This is a genomic window from Aquirufa novilacunae (assembly GCF_045310505.1).
Classification (GTDB): domain Bacteria; phylum Bacteroidota; class Bacteroidia; order Cytophagales; family Spirosomataceae; genus Aquirufa; species Aquirufa novilacunae.
The window spans coordinates 1,099,201-1,123,802 of record NZ_JBEWZG010000001.1 but is presented as its reverse complement, the minus strand read 5'-3'; the positions used below and the strand labels follow the sequence as shown (position 1 = coordinate 1,123,802).

25 protein-coding genes are annotated in these 24,602 nt (G+C 42.0%); 14 read left to right on the top strand and 11 right to left on the bottom strand.

What is annotated here, in order from left to right:
* Positions 1–37 precede the first annotated feature (37 nt).
* Entirely contained in the window at positions 38–814 is a 777-nt protein-coding gene (locus V7S74_RS05025; RefSeq protein WP_406777666.1) for a T9SS type A sorting domain-containing protein, read from the bottom strand.
* A gap of 122 nt (positions 815–936) precedes the next feature.
* On the opposite strand from V7S74_RS05025, the gene V7S74_RS05020 reads away from it, so the two are divergent.
* Together V7S74_RS05020 and V7S74_RS05015 are read left to right on the top strand one after the other, a co-directional pair.
* On the top strand, positions 937–2,622 hold the full coding sequence (locus V7S74_RS05020; RefSeq protein WP_406777665.1) for a sensor histidine kinase: 1,686 nt from the start codon (positions 937–939) through the stop codon (positions 2,620–2,622).
* On the top strand, positions 2,606–3,307 hold the full coding sequence (locus tag V7S74_RS05015) for a response regulator transcription factor (protein WP_406777664.1): 702 nt from the start codon (positions 2,606–2,608) through the stop codon (positions 3,305–3,307). The genes V7S74_RS05020 and V7S74_RS05015 overlap by 17 nt, the downstream gene beginning before the upstream one ends.
* On the opposite strand, the gene serS is transcribed toward V7S74_RS05015, so the two are convergent.
* The 4 genes from serS to V7S74_RS04995 form a co-directional block, all read right to left on the bottom strand.
* Positions 3,304–4,575, bottom strand: coding sequence for a serine--tRNA ligase (gene serS / locus V7S74_RS05010; protein WP_406777663.1), 1,272 nt, complete (start codon positions 4,573–4,575; stop codon positions 3,304–3,306). The two genes, V7S74_RS05015 and serS, sit on opposite strands and share 4 nt — an antisense overlap.
* 4 nt (positions 4,576–4,579) lie before the next feature.
* Positions 4,580–5,905 carry an aspartate kinase gene (locus tag V7S74_RS05005; RefSeq protein ID WP_406777662.1) on the bottom strand — a complete coding sequence of 442 codons (1,326 nt, stop codon included), beginning with the start codon at positions 5,903–5,905 and terminating at the stop codon, positions 4,580–4,582.
* Between the two features lie 11 nt (positions 5,906–5,916).
* Complete coding sequence (gene ribH, locus V7S74_RS05000) at positions 5,917–6,393, bottom strand: 6,7-dimethyl-8-ribityllumazine synthase (protein ID WP_406777661.1); 477 nt, start codon at positions 6,391–6,393, stop codon at positions 5,917–5,919.
* Positions 6,394–6,463: 70 nt separating this feature from the next.
* Positions 6,464–7,141 carry a tetratricopeptide repeat protein gene (locus V7S74_RS04995; protein ID WP_406777660.1) on the bottom strand — a complete coding sequence of 226 codons (678 nt, stop codon included), beginning with the start codon at positions 7,139–7,141 and terminating at the stop codon, positions 6,464–6,466.
* A 133-nt stretch (positions 7,142–7,274) separates the two neighbouring features.
* Here V7S74_RS04995 and V7S74_RS04990 point away from each other — a divergent pair, with 133 nt between their 5' ends.
* Positions 7,275–8,801: a glycerol-3-phosphate dehydrogenase/oxidase gene (locus tag V7S74_RS04990; protein WP_406777659.1), complete on the top strand. Its 1,527-nt coding sequence runs from the start codon at positions 7,275–7,277 to the stop codon at positions 8,799–8,801.
* Positions 8,802–8,803: 2 nt separating this feature from the next.
* On the opposite strand, the gene V7S74_RS04985 is transcribed toward V7S74_RS04990, so the two are convergent.
* Positions 8,804–9,025, bottom strand: a complete 222-nt coding sequence (locus V7S74_RS04985; RefSeq protein ID WP_130895915.1) for a DUF2795 domain-containing protein — start codon at positions 9,023–9,025, stop codon at positions 8,804–8,806.
* 153 nt (positions 9,026–9,178) lie between these two features.
* On the opposite strand from V7S74_RS04985, the gene V7S74_RS04980 reads away from it, so the two are divergent.
* Positions 9,179–9,943: a copper homeostasis protein CutC gene (locus V7S74_RS04980; protein ID WP_406777658.1), complete on the top strand. Its 765-nt coding sequence runs from the start codon at positions 9,179–9,181 to the stop codon at positions 9,941–9,943.
* On the opposite strand, the gene ftsZ is transcribed toward V7S74_RS04980, so the two are convergent.
* From ftsZ to V7S74_RS04960, 4 genes are read right to left on the bottom strand one after another with little or no spacing between them, the layout of a single operon-like run.
* Complete coding sequence (gene ftsZ / locus V7S74_RS04975; protein WP_406777657.1) at positions 9,929–11,206, bottom strand: cell division protein FtsZ; 1,278 nt, start codon at positions 11,204–11,206, stop codon at positions 9,929–9,931. The genes V7S74_RS04980 and ftsZ overlap by 15 nt on opposite strands.
* A gap of 52 nt (positions 11,207–11,258) precedes the next feature.
* A complete protein-coding gene (locus V7S74_RS04970) occupies positions 11,259–12,740 on the bottom strand; it encodes a M20/M25/M40 family metallo-hydrolase (protein WP_406777656.1) in 1,482 nt (493 codons plus the stop codon).
* A 53-nt stretch (positions 12,741–12,793) separates the two neighbouring features.
* The gene (locus V7S74_RS04965) at positions 12,794–14,317 is read right to left on the bottom strand and encodes a YifB family Mg chelatase-like AAA ATPase (RefSeq protein WP_406777655.1); all 1,524 of its coding nucleotides are present in this window, start codon (positions 14,315–14,317) and stop codon (positions 12,794–12,796) included.
* Positions 14,318–14,358: 41 nt separating this feature from the next.
* Positions 14,359–15,264 (bottom strand): S66 peptidase family protein, encoded by a 906-nt coding sequence (locus V7S74_RS04960; RefSeq protein WP_406777654.1) that lies wholly within the window; start codon positions 15,262–15,264, stop codon positions 14,359–14,361.
* 194 nt (positions 15,265–15,458) lie between these two features.
* On the opposite strand from V7S74_RS04960, the gene V7S74_RS04955 reads away from it, so the two are divergent.
* Genes V7S74_RS04955 through V7S74_RS04945 form a run of 3 tightly spaced genes read left to right on the top strand, consistent with a single transcriptional unit; the run spans position 15,459 to position 17,957 of the window.
* A complete protein-coding gene (locus tag V7S74_RS04955) occupies positions 15,459–16,061 on the top strand; it encodes a glycosyltransferase (protein ID WP_406777653.1) in 603 nt (200 codons plus the stop codon).
* On the top strand, positions 16,058–16,828 hold the full coding sequence (locus V7S74_RS04950; protein ID WP_406777652.1) for a DUF3473 domain-containing protein: 771 nt from the start codon (positions 16,058–16,060) through the stop codon (positions 16,826–16,828). The genes V7S74_RS04955 and V7S74_RS04950 overlap by 4 nt, the downstream gene beginning before the upstream one ends.
* Positions 16,821–17,957 (top strand): glycosyltransferase family 87 protein, encoded by a 1,137-nt coding sequence (locus tag V7S74_RS04945; protein ID WP_406777651.1) that lies wholly within the window; start codon positions 16,821–16,823, stop codon positions 17,955–17,957. The genes V7S74_RS04950 and V7S74_RS04945 overlap by 8 nt, the downstream gene beginning before the upstream one ends.
* Here V7S74_RS04945 and V7S74_RS04940 read toward each other — a convergent pair.
* Entirely contained in the window at positions 17,935–18,267 is a 333-nt protein-coding gene (locus V7S74_RS04940; RefSeq protein ID WP_406777650.1) for a DciA family protein, read from the bottom strand. The genes V7S74_RS04945 and V7S74_RS04940 overlap by 23 nt on opposite strands.
* A gap of 347 nt (positions 18,268–18,614) precedes the next feature.
* Between V7S74_RS04940 and V7S74_RS04935 the strand changes: the two genes are divergently transcribed.
* The 7 genes from V7S74_RS04935 (at position 18,615) to V7S74_RS04905 (ending at position 24,560) form a co-directional block, all read left to right on the top strand.
* The gene (locus V7S74_RS04935) at positions 18,615–19,451 is read left to right on the top strand and encodes a MotA/TolQ/ExbB proton channel family protein (protein ID WP_406777649.1); all 837 of its coding nucleotides are present in this window, start codon (positions 18,615–18,617) and stop codon (positions 19,449–19,451) included.
* Between the two features lie 69 nt (positions 19,452–19,520).
* On the top strand, positions 19,521–20,120 hold the full coding sequence (locus tag V7S74_RS04930; RefSeq protein ID WP_223130023.1) for an ExbD/TolR family protein: 600 nt from the start codon (positions 19,521–19,523) through the stop codon (positions 20,118–20,120).
* Positions 20,121–20,145: 25 nt separating this feature from the next.
* Entirely contained in the window at positions 20,146–20,661 is a 516-nt protein-coding gene (locus V7S74_RS04925; RefSeq protein ID WP_406777648.1) for an ExbD/TolR family protein, read from the top strand.
* A 33-nt stretch (positions 20,662–20,694) separates the two neighbouring features.
* Positions 20,695–21,513, top strand: a complete 819-nt coding sequence (locus tag V7S74_RS04920) for an energy transducer TonB (protein ID WP_406777647.1) — start codon at positions 20,695–20,697, stop codon at positions 21,511–21,513.
* 69 nt (positions 21,514–21,582) lie between these two features.
* The gene (locus tag V7S74_RS04915) at positions 21,583–21,828 is read left to right on the top strand and encodes a hypothetical protein (protein WP_406777646.1); all 246 of its coding nucleotides are present in this window, start codon (positions 21,583–21,585) and stop codon (positions 21,826–21,828) included.
* Positions 21,794–22,705, top strand: a complete 912-nt coding sequence (locus tag V7S74_RS04910) for a PstS family phosphate ABC transporter substrate-binding protein (protein WP_406777645.1) — start codon at positions 21,794–21,796, stop codon at positions 22,703–22,705. Before V7S74_RS04915 ends, V7S74_RS04910 begins: the two co-directional genes overlap by 35 nt.
* 157 nt (positions 22,706–22,862) lie before the next feature.
* Positions 22,863–24,560, top strand: a complete 1,698-nt coding sequence (locus V7S74_RS04905) for a tetratricopeptide repeat protein (RefSeq protein ID WP_406777644.1) — start codon at positions 22,863–22,865, stop codon at positions 24,558–24,560.
* The last annotated feature ends 42 nt before the right edge of the window (positions 24,561–24,602 follow it).

Below are 24,602 nucleotides of genomic sequence, written 5' to 3'. Positions count from 1 at the left end.
TATTTCCAGGCTTTTTCATTCTCAAACCTTAAGCGGATTATTTTACTTCTACTCTTCTTACAGCTCCATCATTTCCTTGCGTAACGCGTAAGAAATACACGCCTGTACCTGCTTTCTTCAAGTCGATTTGACCTAAGTAATCACCTTGGAAATCCTTCACAATTTCAGTTGCGATTTCTTTCCCGTTCACATCTGTCACGGCGATAGTCACATTTCCTTTTTCTGGAGCGTTGAATCGAACGTTTAACTTGCCGTTGAAAGGTTGATTTTGCTTACCTGAAAGGCCGTGGATAGTTTTCGATCCTTTTTCTTCTGCCCATTTTTTTAACTTTTTTAAACCCATGCTAGGTCCGCCCATTGGTCCATCTAATTGAATATTGAATTCTTTTTTCAAGCCTTCTGGGCCACCTTCTCCACGGAAGATCATCACATTTTTTTGTGCTTCCGGTGCTAAAGCCATTCCTGGTCCACCTCGGCGAATAATTACTCGTTTGTCAGGGCCTCCTTCGGAACCCCCTTCAATCCGCTCTTCAATAATGTGACCCGGTTGGTCAGACATACGCGAGTGGCTTTTATTGACATCCATGCGGATGATTTTTTTCTTTCCACCTGAGTTAGTGACTGTGATTTGTAGCGAGTCGTTTAACTTCTGTACTTCGGCATCTGCCTTTGCTAAGTCAGTGAATTTCTTCTCGATAATGCGTTCTTTGCCGTTTTCATTGATTAGAATTTTTACGGTAGCTTCTTGTTTTTCTTGCGCGAAAGCCGAAGTTGACAAGCAAACAGCTAAAGCGGTGACGAATAAATATTTCATAAGATTTTGGTTTTTGATCCGGTGCAAACTTACGAAAACCGCTTAATTCATAAATGTTAAAGAGTGTTAATGTGATGAGCGGCTGCTAATTATCTCTTACATTTGTAGCGAATTATTTTCCTATGTCGAAACGAAAAATACGCTTACTGATCGCCTTGATGTCTTTTGCCCTGTTAGGTTTAATTGGGTTTCAAGCGTATTGGTTGCGTTTTATGTTAGAAACGAAACAGGAGAATTTTGCCAAAGACGTTCGAACCAGTCTCGATCAAGTGGTTCGAAAACTCGAGAAACAGGAGCTTGTTGTTTTGGCAGAACGTCAAAAAAAGTTCGAATCGGTAGCAAAAGCACCCAAGCCTAAGAAAAAACAAGCGCCTGTGTATGCAGAGCCTACTGTCCAAGAAGAACATCCCATTTTAACTCCTCCGAGACAAGATGTGATTTTCGTACGTAAATCCTTCATGTTGCCTAATGGGCAATTAGCTGAGGTGACGGAAGAATATACGGTAGATGAAGACCCTGAAGAAGCAAGACAACGGATTAGAGCAGAGGTAGAAATGAATCGAATGCTCAAGAGAGAGCAACAGAAGGCCTTGAGAAAAATGCGTTTACGAACGAATCGCTTGGTTCAAAACTTGGGTGATCGTCAGGCACAATCGCAAGCGCAACTAGCACAAGAGAAGTCGGAAAGGCAGGATTTGGAAAAAGTATTACAGAAAACACAGTTAGCCAAAGAAGTATTCTCTGACTTTTTATTTAAAGATCGGCCTATCTTGCAACGGATTCAGCCTGGTTATTTGGATAGCTTGATCCGAAAAGAATTAGCGGATAAAGAGGTGACGCTGGATTATTCATTTGGTATTGAGACTACACCAGGAAACTGGGTGTATACCTCCTCCCCTGAAATCAAATCGCAAAAATCCGCATTTACAGCTGCTTTATTTCCCAATGACTTGCATCCGACGCAGGATCATTTGCGAATTTATTTCCCAGAAAGAGCTAACTATATTTGGCAAACGATGGGGCTAAGTCTGGCTGGCTCTGGCTTATTATTACTCGTGATGATCGGTTGTTTTTACTTCGCCGTTCTGACGATTTTAAGACAGAAAAAATTAGCCACGGTGAAGAATGACTTCATCAACAATATGACCCACGAGTTCAAAACGCCTATCACTTCGATCTCCTTAGCTACGCAGCTATTACAAGAGGAATTGAAGCCGGGTAAAAATGAGTCGATTTTGCGGTATTTGGGGATAATTAAAGATGAAAATACCCGCTTAGGTCAGCAGGTTGAGCGAGTGCTGCAGACCGCCCAAATGGAAAAAGAAGAGATCACACTGAAGCGTAAAAAAGTGGATATTAGTGCGCTGGTGCATCAGGTGGCAGAAATTAATGGACCACTGATTGAGTCGGGGAATGGTTCGTTATCGGTAAATGTGGATAAGTTGCCATCCACGGTCGAATTAGATGAAGTGCACATTTCGAATGTCTTGAATAATTTGATTGATAACGCCGTAAAATATAGCCCATCGAATCCGCAGGTAGAAATTCTGGCACGTAGCCAAGATCAAGGAATTTCTATCCAAGTGAAAGATCATGGAATGGGCATGCCGAAGGAAGCGCTGAGCAACATCTTTGATGCCTTTTACCGCGTTCCTACGGGGAATGTACACAATGTGAAAGGCTTCGGTCTCGGATTAAGTTATGTAAAGAAAATCGTGGAGGCCCATGGCGGCAAGGTCCACGTGAAAAGTAAATTAGGAGAAGGAAGCACATTTGAAATCTATTTGCCTTATGTCGAAAACGCCTGAAATTTTAGTCGCTGAGGATGACCCTAATTTGGGTTTATTGTTAACGGAGTTCTTGAAGAAGAAGGGATACCACGTTTCCTGGGCACAAAATGGGGATGAAGCTTTGGACTTATTCGTTAAAGGCTCGTTCGATTTGTGTTTATTAGACGTGATGATGCCGAAGAAGGACGGTTTTTCGCTTGCCAAAGACATTCGTGCAAATCACCAGCAAGTACCCATCATTTTCCTTACAGCGAAGTCGATGGAGGAAGACACGCTCCAAGGTTTCAAAGTAGGTGCAGACGATTATTTGACCAAGCCTTTCTCGATGGAAGTGCTCGTGGCGCGTATGGAGGCCATTCTTCGCAGAAGCCATTCGGATAAATCGGTGCCTAGTTTAGCGGAAGAAATTGTCCTTGGAAATTACACCTATGTGCCGGGAAAAATGCGTCTAAGCATTGGTGATACAGAATTAAAATTCACCCCGAAAGAGAACGAATTAATGAAACTGCTTTGTGAGAACTTAGGTCGTCCGGTCAGCAGATCTTATGCTTTGAAATTGATTTGGGGAGATGATACCTACTTCAATGCGCGCAGTATGGACGTGTACATGACGAAGTTGCGCAAGATGCTAAAAGAAGACCCTCGCGTTCAGCTGTTGAATCTGCACGGCGAGGGCTTCCGATTGAGTGTAGAAGGGCTTTAGTTAATGTGTGTAAAGCCGGTATAAGGGACTAATACCTCTGGAATCTTGATTCCATCTGGTCCCTGGTTATTCTCTAAAATAGATGCCACGATGCGTGGAAGTGCTAATGCCGATCCATTCAAGGTATGGCAAAGGATTGATTTTCCGTCTACCTTCGTTCTTAGCTTCAAGCGGTTCGCTTGGAAAGTTTCGAAATTAGAAACGGAACTCACCTCTAACCAGCGGTTTTGAGCTCCAGACCACGCTTCCATATCATACGTCAACGCTGAAGCAAAACCCATATCTCCGCCACACAGACGAAGCACACGGTAATGCAATCCTAATTTCTGCAATAATCCTTGTACGTGTAGGGACATCTCCTCTAAAGCCGCATACGAATTCTCAGGTTTGTGAATCTGAACGATTTCAATCTTGTCAAATTGGTGCAAACGGTTCAAGCCTCGCACGTGAGCTCCCCAAGAACCTGCCTCGCGACGGAAGCAAGGCGTGTGGCCCACATTTTTGATCGGCAACTCTTTCTCGTTCACAATCACATCTCGGTATAAGTTTGTAATAGGCACCTCCGCCGTCGGAATTAAGAATAAGCCTTCCTCTTTCGTGACATACATTTGGCCTTCTTTATCTGGCAATTGTCCTGTCCCAAAACCCGAGTCTTCATTGATCAAAATCGGAGGTTGAATCTCATAATACCCGGCTTTAATTGCCTCATCTAGAAAGAAATTAATCAAAGCCCTTTGTAAACGCGCGCCTTTCCCCTTGTAAACTGGGAAGCCAGCACCTGTAATCTTATTTCCTAAGTCGAAATCGATGATATCGTATTTCTTGATCAAGTCCCAGTGAGGTTGTGCATCTGCGGGTAACTCAGGTAGAGAACCCCAGGTCAACACCACTTCATTGTCATCTGCCGTTTTTCCTTGTGGAACGGAGCTATGCGGAAGGTTTGGTAAAGTAACTAACAGATCCGTTAACTCCTTTTCTGCCGCTTTCGCAGCCTCTTCCATTTCTTTAATCGAAGCTTTTAAAGCAGCTGTTTCTGCACGCTTGCCTTCTGCTAATTCTTTTTGGCCGGATTGCATTAAGGCCCCGATTTCTTTTGCGGCTGCATTTGATTTCTCTAAGGCAGACTCGGCTTGCTGTAAAAGTGCTTTACGTTGATCGTCTTGAGCGATCAATTTCGCAACGATTTCAGCCGCATTGGCGAAATGTTTCTTTTGTAAACCGGCGATCGTGGTTTCTTGATTCGCACGAATAAAGGGTAGAGTTAACATAGCGCTATTTTAGGAAAAGTCCTTCGTTTAAAGCATTTAATGCATCATTTTTGTGTGAAGCATCCACTAATAAGGAGATATTGTGCTCAGAGGCGCCATACGAAATCATGCGGATCGGGATGTTTTTAATGGCATCCAACACCTTGATCGCGATACCTTCTTTGTCCGCCCAGAAATTACCTACGATACAAATAATCACTTGATTCATATCTGGATCTTCAAGTTCTGCAAACTCGCGTAATTCGCTCATGATTGCATCTAAATGCGTCGTTTGGTCGATGGTTACACTTACAGAAACTTCTGAAGTTGTAATCATATCGACCGGTGTTTTGTATTTTTCAAACACCTCAAACACGCGCTTTAAGAAGCCATAGGCATTCAACATACGTGTTGAGTGGATATAAATCGCGGTGATATTGTCTTTTGCGGCAATCGCTTTGATTTCCACGTCAGTTGATTTCTCTGAGATCAAGGTTCCGAAAGCACTCGGTTCCATCGTATTTTTCAAACGAACCGGCACCCCTTTTAATTTCGCCGGGGTGATGGTGCTTGGGTGCAAGATTTTGGCCCCAAAATAAGCCAACTCCGCCGCCTCAGCAAACGAAAGCTCGCGAATAGGGAAGGTGTTCTTCACGATACGCGGATCGTTATTGTGCATGCCATCGATGTCCGTCCAGATCTGAACTTCCTCCGCTTGAATCGCACCACCAATTAAGGAAGCCGTATAGTCGGATCCACCACGCTTCAAATTGTCTACTTCACCCGCCGGATTACGGCAGATAAACCCTTGCGTTACATAAATTTGCTTTCCTTTAACCGGAGCTAAAACTGCAGCTAATTTTTGTTCAATAACGCTCAAAACAGGTTCGTTATCTTCGTCGATCACCATGAAGTCTAAAGCAGGCAATAAAGCAGAGCTAACGCCTTCCTCTTGCAAGAATGCTTCGAAAATTTGCGTAGAAAGCAATTCACCTAAAGCGACCATCTCTTTCTCTTGCTTCCCGGTATAGGGAGCCGTAGCAATCAGGCTATCGATGAAATTAAATTCTTTTTCAACGATGGCTTGTCCTTTACCTAAACCGGCAGGAGTCGAATATAATTCAGTTAAGAATTGATCATAATGTGCGCGCAATTCAGTCGCCTTTGCTTTCGCTTCGGTCTGATTTCCAGAGTTCAATGATTCTGAAATAGAAAGAAGCGTGTTTGTGCTGCCTGAAAGGGCAGAAAGTACCACAATTTTAGGTTGACCATCTTCCGTAATTAGCTGACGGATAGACTTCATTCGCTCTGGTTTTCCGACGGAGGTTCCTCCAAATTTCCAAACTTGCATATATTCTCGTATTATATTCCTAACATCTTGATGGCTGTTATGGCCGCCTCATCGCCCTTATTGCCATGTTTTCCTCCTGCGCGATCCATCGCTTGTTCCTGTGAATTAGGAGTCAATACCCCAAAAATCACCGGCTTGTCATATTTCAAACTCACATTCGTAATCCCGTCCGCCACCGCCTGGCAGATAAAGTCAAAGTGTCTTGTCTCCCCTTGAATCACACAGCCTAGGCAAATAACAGCATCGATATTCGCTTGCTGGGCCATTTTTTGAGCTCCTAAGCTTAATTCGAAGCTACCAGGAACTTTATTGCTGATAATATTTTCTTCTTTTGCCCCGTATTTTAACAAGGTATCATACGCGCCAGAATACAAGGCATGCGTCACCTCCGTGTTCCATTCAGAAACAACGATGGCAAAGATTTTGCCAGAAACGTCCGGCAAATTTTCGGTGGTAAAATCACTCAGGTTTTTAAGTGCTGAAGCCATAATAGGGGTTAAAAAAACAAGGGATAAAAGCTCAAGCTCTTATCCCTCATCTTATAATCTGTTCTAAAAATTATTCAGAGATAGAGCTTTCTAAGATCGCTTTGTATTTCTTCGCTGGGATCGACTCTGATGATTGTCCGTATTTCTCTACAATGATCGAGTACGTGTCTACTGCTTCCTTCACTTGTTTATTTGCCTCGTAAGCATTCGCTAACTTTAACAAATAGGTAGGAGTGAAGAATTTATTCGGCTTGTGATCAGCTGCTTTTTTGTAGTAATCGATCGCATCTGCATAGGATTTCTTTTCTGAGTATGCATCTCCGATTAACGAATAAGCACGCGCTTGAACTAATAAATCAGAGCTAGAGAAGTTTTTCAATTTCTCAATAGATTGATCGAATTTGCCTTGCTTTAACAAGGTAATACCTAAATATAGATCAGCTAAGTTTTGTGTATTTCCGCCAAACTCATCTGAAACTTTCGCTAAATCTTTTGCTGCAGCCGCTAAAGAATCCGATTCAAAAGCATAAACCGCTTTGAATAATTTCTTCTCGCCTTCTGCGTCTTGCGTAGTGGAGTACCATTGGTAGCCGAAATAAGCTGCGACAGCTAGAACCACAACGCCTAGAATCGTAGCGATGCCAGATTTATTCTTATCTACTAATTCAGTTACTTTAGAAACTTCTTGTTGAAGAGCTTCTGGGCTCTCGATAATCTCAATCGATTCTACTTTTTCTTTCTTTGCCATAAGGTCATTAATTCATTTGGCAGATTATTATAGGTGCCAAAGGACTGCAAAATTATAAAATCTCTTTCATTTTTATCCATATATATTGAATCTTTTGCATTTTATTTTTCAATTTAGGGGTAAATAAACCTGTATGTCCTTTAATCGACCAGACCAACTCCGTAAACTCAACGAGACTTTTGATATTTGTATCATTGGTGGTGGCGCGACAGGGGCTGGAGTGGCACTGGACGCAACCTTGCGCGGCTATAAAGTTGTCCTGATTGAAAAAGGAGATTTTGCCTGCCAAACCTCTTCAAAATCAACCAAATTAGTTCACGGAGGCGTTCGCTATCTAGAGCAAGCCGTTAAAAAATTGGATTGGCATCAATTCAAAATGGTCTATAAGGCCTTGCACGAGCGCAAAATCCTCCTAAAAAATGCGCCTCATTTAGCTCATCCCTTAGGTCTATTGACACCTTGCTATACGCGTTGGGAACGCCTTTATTACCGCATAGGTATGTGGCTTTACGATAAAATTTCAGGGAGCACGAATTTGAAATCAAGTCGTGGCTTGAGTAAGAAAGAGATACAAGCAGAATTCCCGTCTATCGAATCTCATCATTTGCGAGGTGGTGTATTGTATTATGATGGGCAATTGAATGATGCCCGATATGCTTTAGCCATCTTAAAGGAGGCTGAACGATTAGGCGCTTGTATCTTAAACTATGCGAGTCTGGATTCCTTCGAATTAGGGACTAAAAGTTTGAAGATTAAGAAAGTGGTTTTCTCAGATTTGCTGTCGAAGGAAATTTATACTATTCCCGTTAAGGCCGTTGTCAATGCGACGGGGCCATTTACCGATAAAATCAGGGCCTTGGCTAATCCTCGGATGAAGCCTCGTATGAAGGTCAGTCGCGGAGCGCACGTGGTGTTGCCGGCGGAGTTTTGGCAAGGAGAAACGGCCCTTTTAATTCCTAAAACGGATGATGGTCGCGTGATTTTTGTGATACCTTGGCGCGACTATGTCTTAGTCGGAACCACGGATGATCCGGATACTTTATCTGAATCTCCTGTCATTTTGGAGGCGGAGAAAGAATACCTCATTTCCTACTTTAATCGCTATTCTTCGAAGAAAGCGACATTAGAGGATATCAGTGCGACGTTTGTAGGCCAAAGACCTCTTCTCCAAGCGCAGCTCGATTCAACGATGAATACTGATACTAAATCCCTTGTTAGAGATCATGAGGTCGAGGTAGATGGTCGTTCTAAACTGGTGAGCATCATGGGCGGCAAGTGGACCACCTACCGGGTTATGGCCTCCGATACGCTGGATGTGTTAGAAAAAGAGGTATTGAATGTGTCTACAAAGCCATGTTTGACGAAAGATCATATATTAGTTCCAGCTTCTCCTGAGGCCTTACCGTCTACCGTTGATTCGGATATTCGTACCCACCTGGAAGAAATCTATGGTCCAGCTGCTGGGGAAGTGTATGGATATGGAGCGGAACGAATACTGCCAAACCAACCCTACTTAGTGGGCGAATTAACTTACTTAAAAGAGCATGAAATGGCGGTGACTTGGGAGGATGTGTTAGCACGCCGTTGGGGAATTGCTATTAGAGATGAGGCTTTAGCAAAAAAACTACAGGCCATAAAAAAAGAGGCTTTCGCCTCTTAATCTTAATATTCGTCCTCGTTAAAGAAGAAGTCATCTTTTGTCGGATAATCCGGCCAAATTTCTTCGATGCTTTCGAATGGTTGACCATCGTCCTCTAGCTCTTGTAGGTTTTCTACTACTTCTAATGGAGATCCTGTACGGATGGCGAAGTCAATTAGTTCATCTTTCGACGCTGGCCATGGCGCGTCTTCTAAATAGGAGGCAAGTTCTAGTGTCCAATACATAATTTATAACGAATAATATTTTGCTTATTACAGGGAGGAATTTACTAATTGTTCCTCCTACCTAAGTGCAAAAGTAAAATAAAAATGTATTTATGAAAGATTTATTTTTTAAATTTTCATTAATTATCAAAACCCTGATTTTTTCCCTCTTTTATGCCTCCATCTAGTCCTGTTTCTGTCGAAGTTTGTGCCTATTCTTTATATTCCTGTATCGCCGCAGATCGGGCCGGAGCACAGCGGGTTGAATTATGCGCTTCCCCTTGGGAAGGGGGTACAACACCCAGCGCAGGCCTCGTGGAGCAAGCTTTGAAATCGACTACACTGGAGATTCATCCCATGGTCAGACCGCGCGGCGGAGATTTTGTCTATGATGAAACGGAAAAACAGACGATGCTTGCAGAGGCTAGAGCCCTAGTGGCTCAAGGCGTGCATGGGATTGTGGTGGGTGCACTGAAACCGGATGGTGATTTAGATGTGGAGTTTATGCGGGAATTCAAACAGATAGCCTCAGGTCGTGAATTGACTTGCCATCGGGCCATCGATGTCTCTCGTGAACCTTTGGAGGTTATGGAACAATTAATCGCCATCGGCTTTAACCGTATCCTAACGTCAGGCTGTAAAGATAAGGCCCTAGATGGCATCGAAAACATAGCAGAATTAGTGTCAGCCGCTAAAGGCCGCATCCAAATTATGGCCGGCAGTGGAGTCAACCCAATGAATTGCTTAGATTTTGTGCAGGTAGGTGTGGATGCGATCCACTTAAGTGCGAGAACAACGCGTAATTCTGAAATGGATTATAGACGTCCCGGAATTTCGATGGGTGGGGTAGCGGCGATCTCGGAATTCGAGGTAGCCTACTCGAGTGAAGAAATCATCCGAGCGGCTATCTCTAAGATCCAGGAGTTATTCAGCGAATAAATCCGTTGTTTGCCAAGCCTTCTCAGGCATGGTCGTAATATCGTATAAACCTACTTCCGTGCGCTTGTAAGTCGGGATTTTGAATTCAGCATCTGACATAGATCCTTGCTTGAATTTTTCAATCATTTGTGCAAATCTCGCTTCTTCTGAATCTGCTGAAACAGGAGCAGCCGTTTCTAATTCGCCATCTAATTCAACGCTGTCACCTGGATTTAAGAATACCGGAGCAGCTTTTCTAACCACTTTACGCATACTTCCATCCATTCCGCTAGAATCTTGCTCATATCCTGCTGCGATGACAGTCAAATACAGGTCTTCTCCTAAATCTTCATCCGTAGAGAAACCAAACTTCACCATATCAGCTTGCGCATCAATTCGTTCATTTAGGTATTCAATGATCGCATCTTTTTCCCAAATCAATAAATCTTTCGAGCTACTCGTAGAAACCGTTACCAGGATACGTTTCGCTCCTTTAATTTCTTGTGAATTTAGTAGCGGAGAATTCAAGGCTTCCACGATCGCCGCCTTCGCTCTTTCTTCTCCTTTACCTAGCGCTGAACTCATCATCGCTTGACCTGCATTCGTCAATACCTTCTTCACGTCCATGAAGTCCGTATTGATATCGCCCGGTTTTGCAATCACGTCTACCACTGATTTAACCGCTTTCGCTAACACGTCATCCGCTTTCGCAAAGGCATGTTTTACCGCTAAATCTTTGTAGTGTTCAGATATTTTATCGTTCATGATCACCAAAACCGTATCGCAATACGCTTTTAGTTCTTCAATCCCGTCTCTTGCGTATTGAATTTTCTCTTTTCCTTCCCAGTTATACGGAAACGAAACGACAGCCACCGTTAATAAATCACGGTCTCTAGCGATTTCTGCCACCACCGGTGCAGCTCCCGTACCTGTTCCTCCACCCATACCCGCGGTGATGAAAACCATCTTTGTTTCATTCGAAAGAACCGCTTTGATTTTTTCTTGACTCTCTTGTGCAGCTTGTTTACCCACTTCAGGATCCGTTCCGGCTCCTAAACCTTGTTCTCCTAGTTTAATTTTCGTGCGTACCGTGTTAGAAGCTAAAGCCTGAGAATCGGTATTGCAGATAATTAAATCTGCCCCTTTGATCTTCAGGTTGTCCATGTGCTTCACCGCGTTGGATCCTCCACCTCCGATACCGATCACCTTAATGATGGATTTGAAAGATGTTTCAGGCACTACTTCGATTTGATGGTTAAAAAAGGAGGGGTTTTGGCTACTCATAGGGTCAATTCAAATTTTCTAAAACGTAAAAATAATAGAATTTATGTATTAATTAATCATTGCCCCAGCGCCATTCATTTCCTAATTCTAGTTCATGGCGGAGCTTATGTTTAATGAAGAATTCTTTCGTCGAATAAAAGTCTAATTTCTTCGCAGGAATTTGCTCTGCGTTCGCTAGTCCGTACAAAAGCATGGTGGTGTATTTCACCGTGTTCTCCATTTCTTTTTTATTAACTAGGCTAAAATCATCACAGTTTGCATGGTAGCAATCCAATACGCTGCGGGTTAATTTTCCCAAAGGATCCGCTGCCGGAATTCCTTCCATCAAGAAGGTTTGGTTATCTGAGTGTAAACCAGGGGAGTTCTCCACTAAATTCTCAAAATTACCGTCAATCGCTTTGATTTGATCTCCGATCGATTTTAAAAGAGGAAGCATCTCGTCCCGTCCACCTCCATTAAATCCATTTACGTTATTAGTCATATCGAGGTTGATCATGTACACGATTTGGTCAAGATCACCTTCTTTCTTTGCCCGCTCTACATAGGCTTTTGAACCTAATAGACCTTCCTCCTCACCCATAAAGGCCACAAATTCAATGGTGCGTTTACTGCTCAGGCCTAAAGCGCTAAATGTTCTAGCGACGTCTAGTACCGAGAAAGACCCGATGCCATTATCAATCGCACCTGTAGCTAGATCCCAAGAATCTAAATGGCCACCAATGATAATCTTTTCGTTTCTTAATTTCGAACTACTTCCTTTTAAAGTTGCGACCACATTGCGCGCTTTAATCGGTTTACTCACGTTGTGCATCTCGATCAAACTCAACAATCCTGGTTGATCTTTCATCCACTTTCTGATCTCTGTTCCATTCTCCAAAGAAATACAAACAGCTGGAATCGAAATTAAATTTCCCGTCACAGAGGCTGTACCTGTTAATAAGACTTGTCCTTTTACGGTATTGACGAAGATGACACCAATAGCACCATGTTGAATAGCCAAGGCTGTTTTTTCAGAACGGTGTAAGTTTTTCGTACCCGCAGGAGCGTCTAAAAGCCCGATGTTAGCCAAAACCACTTTCCCTTTTACTTCTTTACCTACATAATCCGAATCCAATCCATTTCCAAGATCCACAATTGTACCTTGTATGTTCGCATCCACAGGAGTCATAGCTAGGGAAACTACGGGAACTTCTCTGAAGTCATCTGATTTAGGAGGGGCAATCGATAAAGTGACTGTGTCACGTGCCCAAGCTTCCACTTGAAATCCTTGAAACTTGGTATCCTTAAAACCGTATTCTTTTAATAATTTGAAAGCGTACTCTTCCGCCTTTTTTCCCTTATCGCTACCGGTTAATCTATGACCTATGGTTTTGCAGGCTTCTCCTAGCGTGGCGTATGCTTTAGAATTCAATTCAACCTCTGCCTTAATTTTCTTATATACATCCTTGAAATCTTCTTCTCCGGATGCCGGAGTAAAGGAGCTAGTTAAAAAGGTAGCTGAAAGTGCCAAAAAGCCAAGGGTCAATCTTCTCATTCTTAATTTTTAAATATCTGTTTAAATTTAGCTTATTTAGCCGAAAAACACAATTAGCCGGACCAATTTTCCCGGTCTAAATTTCGGTAGTTAATCGCTTCGGCTAGGTGTTTGGGTTGAATCTCTTTTGTTTGGCTGATATCCGCTATGGTTCTCGCCATTTTAAGGATGCGATCATGCGCTCTAGCGGATAATTGCAATTTTTCAATGGCGTTCCGGAGCAGTGAGGCTGAGGTCGTATCTAAAACACAAATCTCTTTCACCTGTACGGAGTTCATCTCGGCATTCGTTCGAATGGACAATTCTTTAAAACGGGCTTTTTGGATGTCTCTGGCAATACAAATTCGCTCCCGTATCACTTGACTCGATTCGCTTTCTTGGGACTTAAACATATCCGAATAGCCTAAAGGGAAAACTTCTAAATGCATATCGATCCGATCTAATAGTGGTCCGGAAATTCGGTGCAGGTATCGGTCTACCTGGTAAGGTTTACAGGTACATGGTTTTTCTGGGTGGTGAAAATAGCCGCAGGGACAGGGGTTCATGGCAGAGATGAGGAGGAAGTTTGCGGGAAATTCGACTGTGCCATGAGCGCGAGAAATGGGTACTTTCCGTTCTTCCAATGGTTGGCGGAGCAGTTCTAAGACATTCCGCTGAAATTCGGGCAGCTCATCTAAAAACAATACTCCTTGATGTGCCAGAGAGATTTCGCCGGGCTGTGGATTCGTTCGGCCACCGATGAGCGCGGAGGAAGTAATGCTGTGGTGAAGCGCCCGAAATGGTCTTTCCGTCACGAGTGGTTGATCAATGCTTAATTTTCCGACGATGGAGTGTATTTGGGTGGTTTCGATAATTTCCTCCAAACTCATGGGAGGCATGATGGAGGGAATGCGTTGGGCCATCATGGTTTTTCCTGCACCTGGAGGGCCTACCAAAAGTAGGTTATGAGACCCAGCTACTGCGATTTCAATAGCCCGCTTCGCTTTTTCCTGTCCTTTTATTTGGGAAAAATCGGACGCGTAAGGAGGACTGGTTGGGAGAATATGATCTCGTTTGATAGCCGCTTGTGGGCGCCCATGCAAAAAACGAATCGTGTCCCGCAAATTATCCATCCCGAAGATCTGTAATCCTTCAATCAAGGCGGCTTCGAGGGCATTTTCACGCGGGAGGATAAGGGAGTGGATGCCTTGTTTTTTAGCTTCTATCGCCATTGAAAGCGCTCCTTTGATGGGACGGATTTCGCCGGTGAGAGAGAGTTCACCCATGATTAGGAAGTCTGAAAGACGCGTCATCTTCGTTTGCTCGGATGCTTGAAGGAGGCCTAGGGCGATGGGGAGGTCATAACCTGAGCCTTCTTTGCGCACATCCGCCGGCGCTAGGTTGATGACCACTTTTCTTCGAGGAAAGAAATAGCCAATTTGCTTGATGGCAGACTCTACCCGTTGAATGGATTCTTTGATGGTCGAATCCGGTAGACCGACGAGGTAACACTTCGATCCTTGCCCCACATGGGTTTCAATGGTGATAATGGAGGCATGAATGCCCACGAGAGCACTGCCAAAAGTTTTCGTTAACATAGTGGTCGTTTAAGACACAATGTTAGACAATAGCCGAGTGATTAAATAACAGTTAATTGGACTTCTTGAGAATTGACCAACAACTTGGATTTTACGCCGAAGAGTAAAGGTTGGTTGTTTGGGATATGTCCCGCCGGGAAATCAAACGCAATGGGAAATGAAGTCCCTGAGGTATGTTCCGCGACTAATTCATAAGCTGATTTACCAATCGTCAAACTCGCTTCATTGCAATCGGTAAATCCACCTAGGATTAGGCCGGCTAGGTTTTGGAAATAACCTGCTCTTTTTAATTGCAAAAGCATCCGATCCACGTGGTATAAACGTTCGCCTATTTCTTCGATAAAGAGGATCTTGCCTTCCGTAGATTTGAAAGTAGAGCTACCTACTAAATGACATAAAAGAGATAGATTTCCGCCGATAATCTCTGCGGAGGCCTCACCTGGGCGGTTTAGCTCATGCACAGGAGCGCTTACTGAAACCTTGCCTTCGAATAAAAGGGAATGCAAATTTTGGAGGGCAGATTCACCCCCTTTTTGGCAGAAATTATGCGGCATAGGCCCATGCACACTAGCGTATCCCCTCGAATCTAGTTCACACAAAAGTGCGGTAATATCTGAAAAACCTACGACCCATTTTGGCGAAGAAAAAAAGCCGGAAAAATCCAAGGAGTCTAACAGGCGACTGACTCCATAACCGCCTCGAATGGGGAAAATGGCCTTAATAGATGGGTCATCTAGCATTTGCTGTAGATCAGAAAGTCGTTCTGCATCCGTCCCGCCCAAACCATGGTGTCGAGATAAGTAATTTGGTGCATTTCGAACCCGTAATCCCCAATTTTCTAAGACTTCTACACCTTGCTTCCAATTATCCGTAGGAGGAAAGGAGGCAGGAGACAAAATAGCTACTTCGTCGCCAGGCTGTAAAAAAGGGGGGATGATCTGAGTCATGACGTAAATATCTGTTTTTTTTTAGGATCCTCAAGGGCTAAATTTCGTAATATTGTAAAAATTCTATTCTCATCGCTCCTGCAGATTTAAATCTTGTTCATCCGATTTACAACCCGCATCCGGGTTGGGCGGAGGAATTGGTGCATTATTATACCTTATTTAAGGAAGCTATTCCGGCAGATACTTCTATTCACATGTATTTAGTTAACGATGGGAGTAGGTCTGGTATTCGCCAGGAGGATATCGAGTTATTGAAAACAGGAGTAGCCGGTTTTACCTATATCGATTCGCAGATTAACCAAGGAAAAGGGGGGGCATTACGTGATGCCGTCCGCCAAACAACGGGTAAATACATCATTTATACAGATGCCGATTATCCCTATTTGATAGCGAATGCCGTAGACATGTTTCGCCTACTTTCCACCGATGCGGCCGATGTGGTCGTGGGCGTACGCGACGAACAATATTATGATCAGTTGCCGCTAGGCCGTAAAATATTTTCACTATCTCTGAAGGTGATGAATTATTTATTTTTCCCTGAGTTGAAGGTGAAAGACACGCAATCTGGCTTAAAAGGATTCAATCAAAAAGGCAAAGAAATCTTCTTGAAAACGCGAATTCCAGCCTTCCTTTTTGATATGGAGTTTTTAGTCTTAGCCTCGAAGCGCTCTGACATTCGAATTCAGTGGATTTATGTGCAAGCCCGGGAAGGAATCGTATTCTCCACAATGCGTGCGAAGACCATTCTGACTGAGCTGCTTAATTTCACGAAAATCTTATTCCGTCTAGATAAATGAAACCGATTCTAATCACCATCGATGTGGAAGAATGCGATATTCCGTTGGAATACGGTTTTGACATTCCTTTAGAGGAGCAATTGGCGATTTCACAGGAAGGTTTGAGAGACTTCATGCAAATCGTGGAGGAGGCAAAGGTTCCGGTGACTATTTTTTGCACCGGAGTGTATGCTGAAAACAATGCTGAATGGATCAAATCCCTAGATCCGATGCACGAATTAGCTTCGCATGGTTATTATCATGGGCATTTTGACGCCTCGAAAGACCTTATAAGTTCGAAACAATTATTAGAATCTTTAAGCGATAAAACCATTACAGGATTTCGGATGGCCCGCATGCAATATGTGGAAGAAAGTGAAATATTGAAAGCTGGATATACCTATCATTCTTCCTTAAATCCCACTTGGATTCCAGGTCGCTATGACCACCGTGATAAACCGACGAAGCCATTTTTTGAGAAAGGGTTGTGGAATGTTCCGGCTTCTGTAAGTCCCTGGCTGCGAATTCCGCTTTTTTGGTTATCCTTTAAGAATTTCCCTTTGTGGATATATACCATGTTAGCGAAGCGCACCTTGCGCAAACAGGAATACTTGAATATCTATTTCCACCCTTGGGAATTTGCGGATTTGAGCAAATACCCGTTGCCGGCACATGTAAAAAGGGGGCATAATGGTCCTTTGCAGGATAAATTACGCACTTTTTTAAAGCAGATGAAAGGGGAGGGCGAGTTTACCACGATGGCAAAAATGCTAAAGGCTTATGAATAAGAAATCCACCTTATTGATAATTTGGGCCCTCGCAGGTCTATTGACGGGTTGGAAGCAATTCTCTTTGAGCGCCGTTCATTCGCACATCAATAATTTTCAGATTTTCAAAGCAAGTTTCGGTCACTTCATACACCGGATGCCTTTGTATTTAGAATACCCGAAGGAGTATTTCGATCTCTATTTATATGGACCGATTTTTGCGATTTTGATGGCTCCATTTTCCGCATTACCTGATGGCCCTAGCGTGATCATGTGGAATGTGCTGAATTCAGGGGTGCTATTTGTGACGCTTTGGCATCTGCCTCTTGTTGAAAACAAACGAGTTGCCATCACGTGGATTGTGTTGAATTCCTCAATTACGGCATTGTTGAATACGCAGTTTCATGCCTTGTGTCTTGCTTTAATTCTTTGGTCTTATATCTGCGTAGAGAAAAAGAACTATTTCTGGGCGACGCTGTGGATCGTTTTAGGGATCTATATTAAATTGTATGGCGTGGTAGGTCTAGCCTTTTTCTTTTTTGCCAAAGATCGCCTCCGTTTCGCCTCCTACTTTTTTTTCTGGTTATTGGTGATAGGCTTTATTCCTTTCGCTTTAGGTGGATTCGATTATGGACTCCAAACCTACCGAGAATGGATGGGCATCCTAGCGCATAAAAACGATTTAAACGAGAACATCAAAAACATTCGAACGGATGTCTGTGTTATGGGCATGATTCGCCGCTGGACAGGCGATCCGACGATTTCGAATTTGTGGTTTCTAGTACCCTCGATGCTCTTAAATGTGTATCTATTTTTCCAAACCAAGAAGTGGTCGGACCCCGAATTTAGATTGCGCATTTTGGCATTTGTGCTACTGTATATAATGCTTTCAAGCACGGGTACCGAATCGCCTACCTTAGTGATGGCTTTTCCAGCAGTTGGAATCTGGTTTGTGTTAGGGGAGAAAACCAAAGCTCGCTGGGCCATGTTGATCTTTACACTCTTAATTTCAAGCTTTTCACCTACCGATTTATTTCCTGCGTATATAAGGAATGAATTCATCAATCCGCTTGCGCTAATGATTGTGCCTCTGTTCGGGGTATGGATTTGGCTGGCTTGGGAGCTGTTTAGAGAAAAACAACCTCAGTAATAATGTCCTGCTGAGCGGTTTTATTCAAAAGCTCGATCATCTTCTGTTTAGCCATCAAGAGCTCTTTCTTTAAAGGAGCAGAATCAAGGCCTAAAAACAGCTTTTTGTCCTTAATGAAGATTTTCGTGGTTCTCGCAGCAATCGGCTTCCCCATAATCTCCTCCCAATGCGCGATAATATAGGTTTCGTCGTATTTATTCTGAAGCTTGTAGACCCGCATTAAGGATTCGATTGCCTCTTTCAAGCTCATATTATCCTTACTTCGGGTAGAAGCACGGGGGCCTTTTGGATTGAAGGGGGAATCGATCATTTGAATGTTTTTGACTGCCAAAATTAAGCCATTAATTAGGTTTAATCAGGAAATTCTCAACAAAATTTAATTTTTTTTTGATTTTTTTAAAATTTGATAATCCCAAAATAGTACCCTAATTCTTTCAATAAATCGAAGAAAATATCAGATTAGTACAATAGTGCTTTCGGCGTAACCTGAATAGAAGCCTACAAGGATTATTTAAAGGATGAAAATTATATTAGAATTCTATTACTTTTGCCTTTACTGAAAAGGAAAGCGAGAGTCTAAACTATGAAAACTACGATCGCCGCATTTTCTACAAGTTTTATTAAAAAATAATTCTTTAACCCCAAATTACCAAACTAATGAGTACACAACAACCAAAGCCAGCTGCTAAGCCAGCTGCAACCGAAAAAAAATCTGGCGGTATTTCTGCAGGTTTAATTCTAATTGTCCTTTTTGCAATTGCAATTGCAATTTACACTTTTGTGATGGGTGATGGCTCTCACTTTGAAGGTGGTACAAATGAAGGACACCCACTTCCAGGTGACTACTTTGGTGTAGTTTACAAAGGTGGTGTTATCGTGCCAGTTTTGATGACTTGTTTCTTAACTGCATTAACATTCTCAATTGAGCGTTTATTCACAATCGGTAAAGCAAAAGGTACTGGTGATGTTAACGCATTTGTTCGTTCAGTACAAGCAGCTTTAGACAAAGACGATGTGGAAGGTGCTTTGAAAGCTTGTGATAAGCAAAAAGGTTCAGTAGGTAATGTTACATTAGCTGCTATCAAAAAATACAAAGCTTTAACTTCAGAGAAATCTTTAGATAAAGAGCAAAAATTAGCTGCATTGAGCAAAGAAGTGGAAGAAGCTACTTCATTAGAATTGCCAATGTTAGAGAAAAACTTAACTATCATCGCAACTTTAGCATCGGTATCTACTTTGATTGGTCTATTAGGAACGGTAGTTGGTATGATCAAGGCCTTCGCGTCATTAGGTAACTCAGGTGGATCAACTGATTCATCAGCTTTAGCAAATGGTATCTCTGAAGCCTTAATTAACACTGCATTAGGTATCGGTACTTCAGCTATCTGTATCATTGCATACAACGTGTTCACAGCGAAAATTGACGAGTTAACTTACAGCATCGATGAAATCGGCTTAAGTGTTAACCAAAACTACGCTACGCATCACAATTAATATTTGAACTGATTTAGGGGCTTCAGCCCTTTCATTCAATTTTATTCACCGTTCAAAAAAATAATTGTTATGCCAAAAGTTAAAGCTAAACGACATAGTGTCTCACTCGACATGACAGCGATGTGTGACGTGGCTTTCCTTCTTTTGACGTTCTTCATGTTAACCGCGAAGTTCCGTCCAGAAGAGGCAGTTACGATCACTCCTCCATCTTCTATTTCAGAGAAACCTTTGAATACGAAAGATGGTATGCTGATGGTTAGTGTTTCACCAGAAGGTGGCGTTTATTTGGCAACTGATGATCAAATGGCTCGTGAGTTTATGTTAGAGCGTATGGCTAATCGCTATGGTATCGCTGTAACAGCTGAGATGAAGAAGAACTTTATGGCTTCAGAAATCGTAGGCTATCCTCTAGGAGCAATGCGTCAGGTGTTAAATATGAAACCTTCAGAAGCGAAAGCGCTAAGTAAGGGAATTCCAATTGATTCAGCTAATAACGAGCTTTCGTATTGGGTGGGTTATGCGAAATTGTCTAATCCAGAGTTGAAAGTTGCTATCAAAGGAGATAAAGAGTCTAACTACAAAGTATTTGCTGATATCATCGGTACTTTGCAAGCTCAAAACATCAATATCTTCCAATTAGTAACTGGACCGGAAAATAAACCGAAATAAGTTTTCATTTTAATTACGAAAAGAAATGGCAGAAATAGATAGCTCCGGTGGCGGGAAGAAAGGCGGAAAGAAGCGTAGTAAGAAAATGTCGACCAAAATCGACATGACACCCATGGTGGACTTAGGCTTCCTTTTGATTACTTTCTTTATGTTAACTACAACGTTAGCAAAGCCCGTTACCATGCAATTAAACATGCCTGATAAAACGGATACAAAGGAAACATCACCTGTAAAATTATCAGAAACACTTACAGTGTGTCCAGATGAGACAAAGGTGTATTATTACCAAGGTATCCCAACTGAAGCAGGTACAGTAATGCAAGTTACTAACTATTCGGAGACAGGAATTCGCAAGGTTATCGCGGATCTGAAAGCGAAAGTGGGTAATAATTTTACTATCGTGATCAAGCCAACCAAAAAAGCGAAATATCGCAATATGATTGATATGCTTGATGAATGTGCGATTACTAATAACAAGCGTTATGCTTTATTAGAAATCGATCCGGATACGGAGGCACTGATTAAACGATCAGGAAAATAAGGGTATAAATTAATTTAAAATTAAACGAATATTATGTCACAAGTAATAAGCCAAGATGCTACTTTGGACGATATTATCTTCAAAGACAAGAACCGTGAATTCGGTGCCTTCGTTCTGCGCAAGACATATCCTAAAGTAATGAAGCGGTCCGTATTACTAGGCTCTGCACTCTTTGTCGGTGCTCTTTTGTTAGCGGCTTTCTGGAAACAGTTAACTGCAGCTTCAGAAGAAAAGACTGAGGTGACTGCTGAAGTAATGAAATTGGATAAGCCAGCTCCACCTAAAAAAGTAGAGTTGCCTCCTCCGCCACCGCCGCCACCACCCAAGGAAATTCCTAAGGTGACAACAACGAAATTCTTACCTCCAGAAATCAAGCATGATGAGGAAGTAACGAAACCTGAGCCTCCACCTGAAGAGGTAAGGGGTAACACGGCATCTGAAACTGTAAAGGGTGAAACGGAAACGTATGAGCCGCCAGTAGATCCAGATGCGAAGGGTTCTGAACCTGTTGAGCCACCTAAGCCAGCTGAAGATGAAATCTTTACGGCGGTAGAGCAACAAGCAGAATTCCCAGGAGGTCCGGGTGCATGGGGACGTTTCTTGCAAAAGACGTTAAAATACCCATCTGCAGCTCAGCGTGCGAACGTAGGCGGTAGAGTATTCGTATCTTTCGTTGTAAATACGGACGGTTCTGTTCAAGACGTACAAGTTTTGAAGGGAGTTGGTTTCGGATGTGACGAGGAAGCTATTCGCGTAATCAAGGCTATGCCAAGATGGAATCCAGGTAAGCAATCTGGACGTGCGGTTAGATCTCGTTTTACTCAACCGATCACTTTCGTATTATCTGAATAAGATAGAAACGATTAAACATAGACAGACCTGCTGAATGTATTTTTAGCAGGTCTGTTTTTTTAAATGAAGATGAAAAGACCAGTTGCTATTTGGATTAATGTAACGTTTAGATTGATTGTTGCCTTTGCCTATTTTCTGTTAGGCTTGTATGTGGCTTTCTATTCTGAATTTGATTTAGGTACGAATTTTGGCGTGCCTACCATTGTACTTTTTGGATTACTTTTTATGGCTTATGGCGTTTTCAGAATTTGGAGATCCTATGCTTATTTTAAATCAACAGATGAAGAAGAAGATGATGAATATCAGAAATATTAGTTTAGTTCTTTTAGGGCTATGTTTTTTTCAATGTTCAACTGATAAAAAAGAAACTGCGAAAGATTCTGCGACCGTAGGTGAAATTACCTTGGGTGTTGATGAATCGTTTCAGCCTTTGATGAAGGCAGAGAAGACTGCCTTTGAAGAGCAATATAAATATGCTAAAATCAACTTCAAGTTCAGTCCTGAAAATGAGGTGATTGCTGATATGTTGAATGACAAGATTAGAGGGGTAGTGGTTACTCGTGATTTGACAGAAAAAGAAAAAGAAATCTTCACTCGTGAATCAATCACCTATCGAAGTTTTAATATTGCCGCGGATGGTATTGCTTTACTAGCAAACAAATCGAATAAAGATACGCTTCTTACCTTAGCCGATTTACGCGATTTGATCGTGGGTACATCCACAAAGTATACTGTCGTAGTTGATAAGGCGAACTCGAGTAATTTGAAATTTTTAGTGGATAAATTAAAGATTTCTACTTCTGATAAATTACACGTAGTTGCTGCTGGATCTAATATAGAAGTTATTAATCAAATAAAAAAAGATCCACGTGCGATTGGTATTGTAGGGTCTAACTGGATTAGTGATGGCGATAATCCGACTTCGCTTGGATTCATTCGCTCGGTGAATGTCATGTCTGTGGCGGAAGGTAAAGGAATGCCTTATACCCAGCCTTTTGGTTATAATTTAGCCTTAAAAAAGTACCCGCTTCGTCGGGAAATCAAATATATTTTGAAAGAGGCCCACCAGGGTTTAGGTACAGGATTCTTAAATTATGTATCTGGTGATTTGGGTCAGTTAATCGTTTTGAAGGCCGGCTTGATCCCTTTGACCCGCCCTATCACGATTCGTACCTATCAAATTAGCCAATAGTGCATTTTTATTCGGTTTAGGCTAGGGAAAATAGAAGATTGTTTTTATTTTTGTTCCTCTTACGAATTTAATGTTAAGTGTATAAAATTGGACATTTCGATGTTCGAGGCCTAGGAAAAAGATTGAAAGCTATTAATTAAACAACAAAATGAAGAAAATGAAATCGTGGATATTGGCAGTCAGTTTATTGATCACCAATATGGCAATGGGACAAACTATCGCAGACGGATTACACTTAATCGATCGCGATCAACCAAGTAGAGCTAAGCAAGTATTTGAAGGCTTAGTTAGCGCTTCTCCTACCGGTGAAAATTACTACTATTTAGGATACTATTTCTTAACGCGTAGAGATTGGACTTCAGCTGAAGATGCCTTCAAAAAAGGCTTAGCTGCAGATCCTAAGAACTACTTAAATCAAGTGGGTCTTGCATCGATCAAAGTAGGTCAAAATAAAGTAAACGAAGCGAAAGTTGATTTTGACCGTATTTTACAAGAAACAAAATACAAAAATGGTGATGTGATTCACCGAATTGCAGAAGCCTATTCAATGTTCTACAAATTAGGGCGTGATGCGGAATTTAATGCAAACAATAACGACCCAGCTGAAGCTATTCGTTTGATCGACTTAATGTTAGAAAAGACAAAGAAAGGTCCAAACGCAGAGCAAATGATTGTTCGTGGTGATGCTTTCTTGATCAAGAATGATGGCGGTAATGCTGTTTCATCTTATGAGCAAGCTTTGATGCAAGATCCTAAGAACGTGAAGGCGAAGGTAAAAATCGGTACGGTTTTCTTACGTGGTAAAAACTACAGAGAGACGCAATCTCGTTACAAGGAGGCGATTGATTTAGATTCAAACTACGCACCAGCTCACAAGCGTTATGGCGAGTATTTGATCGTAGGTAGCCAATACAAAAATGCCTCTCGTTATTTCAGAAAGTATTTGGAGAAGGCTGAGGCAACTCCTGAGGTGACTTTGGAAACAGCTAAATTATTATTCTTATCTCAAGATTATGAGGGTGCGATGAAGTACACAGATGAGGCAGATAAGAAAGGGGTAAAGGATAATGATATCTTCCGTATGCGTGGATATTCAAACGTGGAGATGAAGAACTACCAACAAGGTATCGATAACTTAGAGGGTATGGTTCGTTCTGGTGTGAAGCCTTACTACATGGATGATTTGTATTTCGGTAAAGGATACCAAGGTTTAGGTAAGGATTCAGTGGCTTTAACTTATTTAGAGCGTGCTGCACCTTTAGATACAAATAACAACGTTTACAACATCATCCACGATATCCGTTACAAGCAAAAGCGTTATAACGACGCAGCTAATGCGGCATTGAAAGGTATTGAGTGGAAGCAAAAGAAAAATCAAGCCGTAGGTTCTGGAGATTACTTCAAAGCAGCGATGGATTATTATTTCGTAGCTGCCTATATTCCTAATACGGATACATTAAATAGACCATTAGTTGCGATGAAGGCTGATACTTTATTCGGTAAAGCAATTTCAGTGAATGACAAATGGCCTCCATTTTATTTAAATCGTGCACGTGCGAATAACTTAATTGATTACTCGGGTACGAAATGGTTAGGAGTTCCTCATTATGAGAAATTCCTAGAGACCATTGCAAAGTTGAAGGAAGAAAAGTCAACTACCTTTAAAGAAGATAAGAATCAATTGTTTGAAGCCTACAAATACTTAGGCGGATATCATATTACTATTACGAAGGATGATGCGAAAGTGAGAGATTATTTCACCAAAGCACAAGAAATTAAAGCGGATGATAAGGTTTTAATGGAGTACTTCAATCCAGGTTCTACTGCCACAGCTCCAGCAGCGCCTAAAAAATAAGTTTTAAATACATATAGAAAAAAGCTGCTCCTCGAGCGGCTT

Bases quoted from the DNA above. Each gene is read 5' to 3' on its own strand.
- serS (WP_406777663.1), bottom strand. From the start codon at position 4,575: ATGTTAACTCTACCCTTTATTCGTGCGAATCAAGAAACCACGATCGCC.
- V7S74_RS05005 (WP_406777662.1), bottom strand. From the start codon at position 5,905: ATGCAAGTTTGGAAATTTGGAGGAACCTCCGTCGGAAAACCAGAGCGA.
- V7S74_RS04940 (WP_406777650.1), bottom strand. From the start codon at position 18,267: ATGATCGATTCCCCCTTCAATCCAAAAGGCCCCCGTGCTTCTACCCGA.
- V7S74_RS04970 (WP_406777656.1), bottom strand. From the start codon at position 12,740: ATGAGAAGATTGACCCTTGGCTTTTTGGCACTTTCAGCTACCTTTTTA.
- V7S74_RS04960 (WP_406777654.1), bottom strand. From the start codon at position 15,264: ATGACTCAGATCATCCCCCCTTTTTTACAGCCTGGCGACGAAGTAGCT.
- V7S74_RS04915 (WP_406777646.1), top strand. From the start codon at position 21,583: ATGAAAAGACCAGTTGCTATTTGGATTAATGTAACGTTTAGATTGATT.
- V7S74_RS05015 (WP_406777664.1), top strand. From the start codon at position 2,606: ATGTCGAAAACGCCTGAAATTTTAGTCGCTGAGGATGACCCTAATTTG.
- V7S74_RS05025 (WP_406777666.1), bottom strand. From the start codon at position 814: ATGAAATATTTATTCGTCACCGCTTTAGCTGTTTGCTTGTCAACTTCG.
- V7S74_RS04950 (WP_406777652.1), top strand. From the start codon at position 16,058: ATGAAACCGATTCTAATCACCATCGATGTGGAAGAATGCGATATTCCG.
- V7S74_RS04995 (WP_406777660.1), bottom strand. From the start codon at position 7,141: ATGGCAAAGAAAGAAAAAGTAGAATCGATTGAGATTATCGAGAGCCCA.
- V7S74_RS04945 (WP_406777651.1), top strand. From the start codon at position 16,821: ATGAATAAGAAATCCACCTTATTGATAATTTGGGCCCTCGCAGGTCTA.
- V7S74_RS04905 (WP_406777644.1), top strand. From the start codon at position 22,863: ATGAAATCGTGGATATTGGCAGTCAGTTTATTGATCACCAATATGGCA.
- V7S74_RS04965 (WP_406777655.1), bottom strand. From the start codon at position 14,317: ATGTTAACGAAAACTTTTGGCAGTGCTCTCGTGGGCATTCATGCCTCC.
- ribH (WP_406777661.1), bottom strand. From the start codon at position 6,393: ATGGCTTCAGCACTTAAAAACCTGAGTGATTTTACCACCGAAAATTTG.
- ftsZ (WP_406777657.1), bottom strand. From the start codon at position 11,206: ATGAGTAGCCAAAACCCCTCCTTTTTTAACCATCAAATCGAAGTAGTG.
- V7S74_RS04985 (WP_130895915.1), bottom strand. From the start codon at position 9,025: ATGTATTGGACACTAGAACTTGCCTCCTATTTAGAAGACGCGCCATGG.
- V7S74_RS04935 (WP_406777649.1), top strand. From the start codon at position 18,615: ATGAGTACACAACAACCAAAGCCAGCTGCTAAGCCAGCTGCAACCGAA.
- V7S74_RS04910 (WP_406777645.1), top strand. From the start codon at position 21,794: ATGAAGAAGAAGATGATGAATATCAGAAATATTAGTTTAGTTCTTTTA.
- V7S74_RS04920 (WP_406777647.1), top strand. From the start codon at position 20,695: ATGTCACAAGTAATAAGCCAAGATGCTACTTTGGACGATATTATCTTC.
- V7S74_RS04925 (WP_406777648.1), top strand. From the start codon at position 20,146: ATGGCAGAAATAGATAGCTCCGGTGGCGGGAAGAAAGGCGGAAAGAAG.
- V7S74_RS04955 (WP_406777653.1), top strand. From the start codon at position 15,459: ATGTATTTAGTTAACGATGGGAGTAGGTCTGGTATTCGCCAGGAGGAT.
- V7S74_RS04930 (WP_223130023.1), top strand. From the start codon at position 19,521: ATGCCAAAAGTTAAAGCTAAACGACATAGTGTCTCACTCGACATGACA.
- V7S74_RS04980 (WP_406777658.1), top strand. From the start codon at position 9,179: ATGCCTCCATCTAGTCCTGTTTCTGTCGAAGTTTGTGCCTATTCTTTA.
- V7S74_RS04990 (WP_406777659.1), top strand. From the start codon at position 7,275: ATGTCCTTTAATCGACCAGACCAACTCCGTAAACTCAACGAGACTTTT.
- V7S74_RS05020 (WP_406777665.1), top strand. From the start codon at position 937: ATGTCGAAACGAAAAATACGCTTACTGATCGCCTTGATGTCTTTTGCC.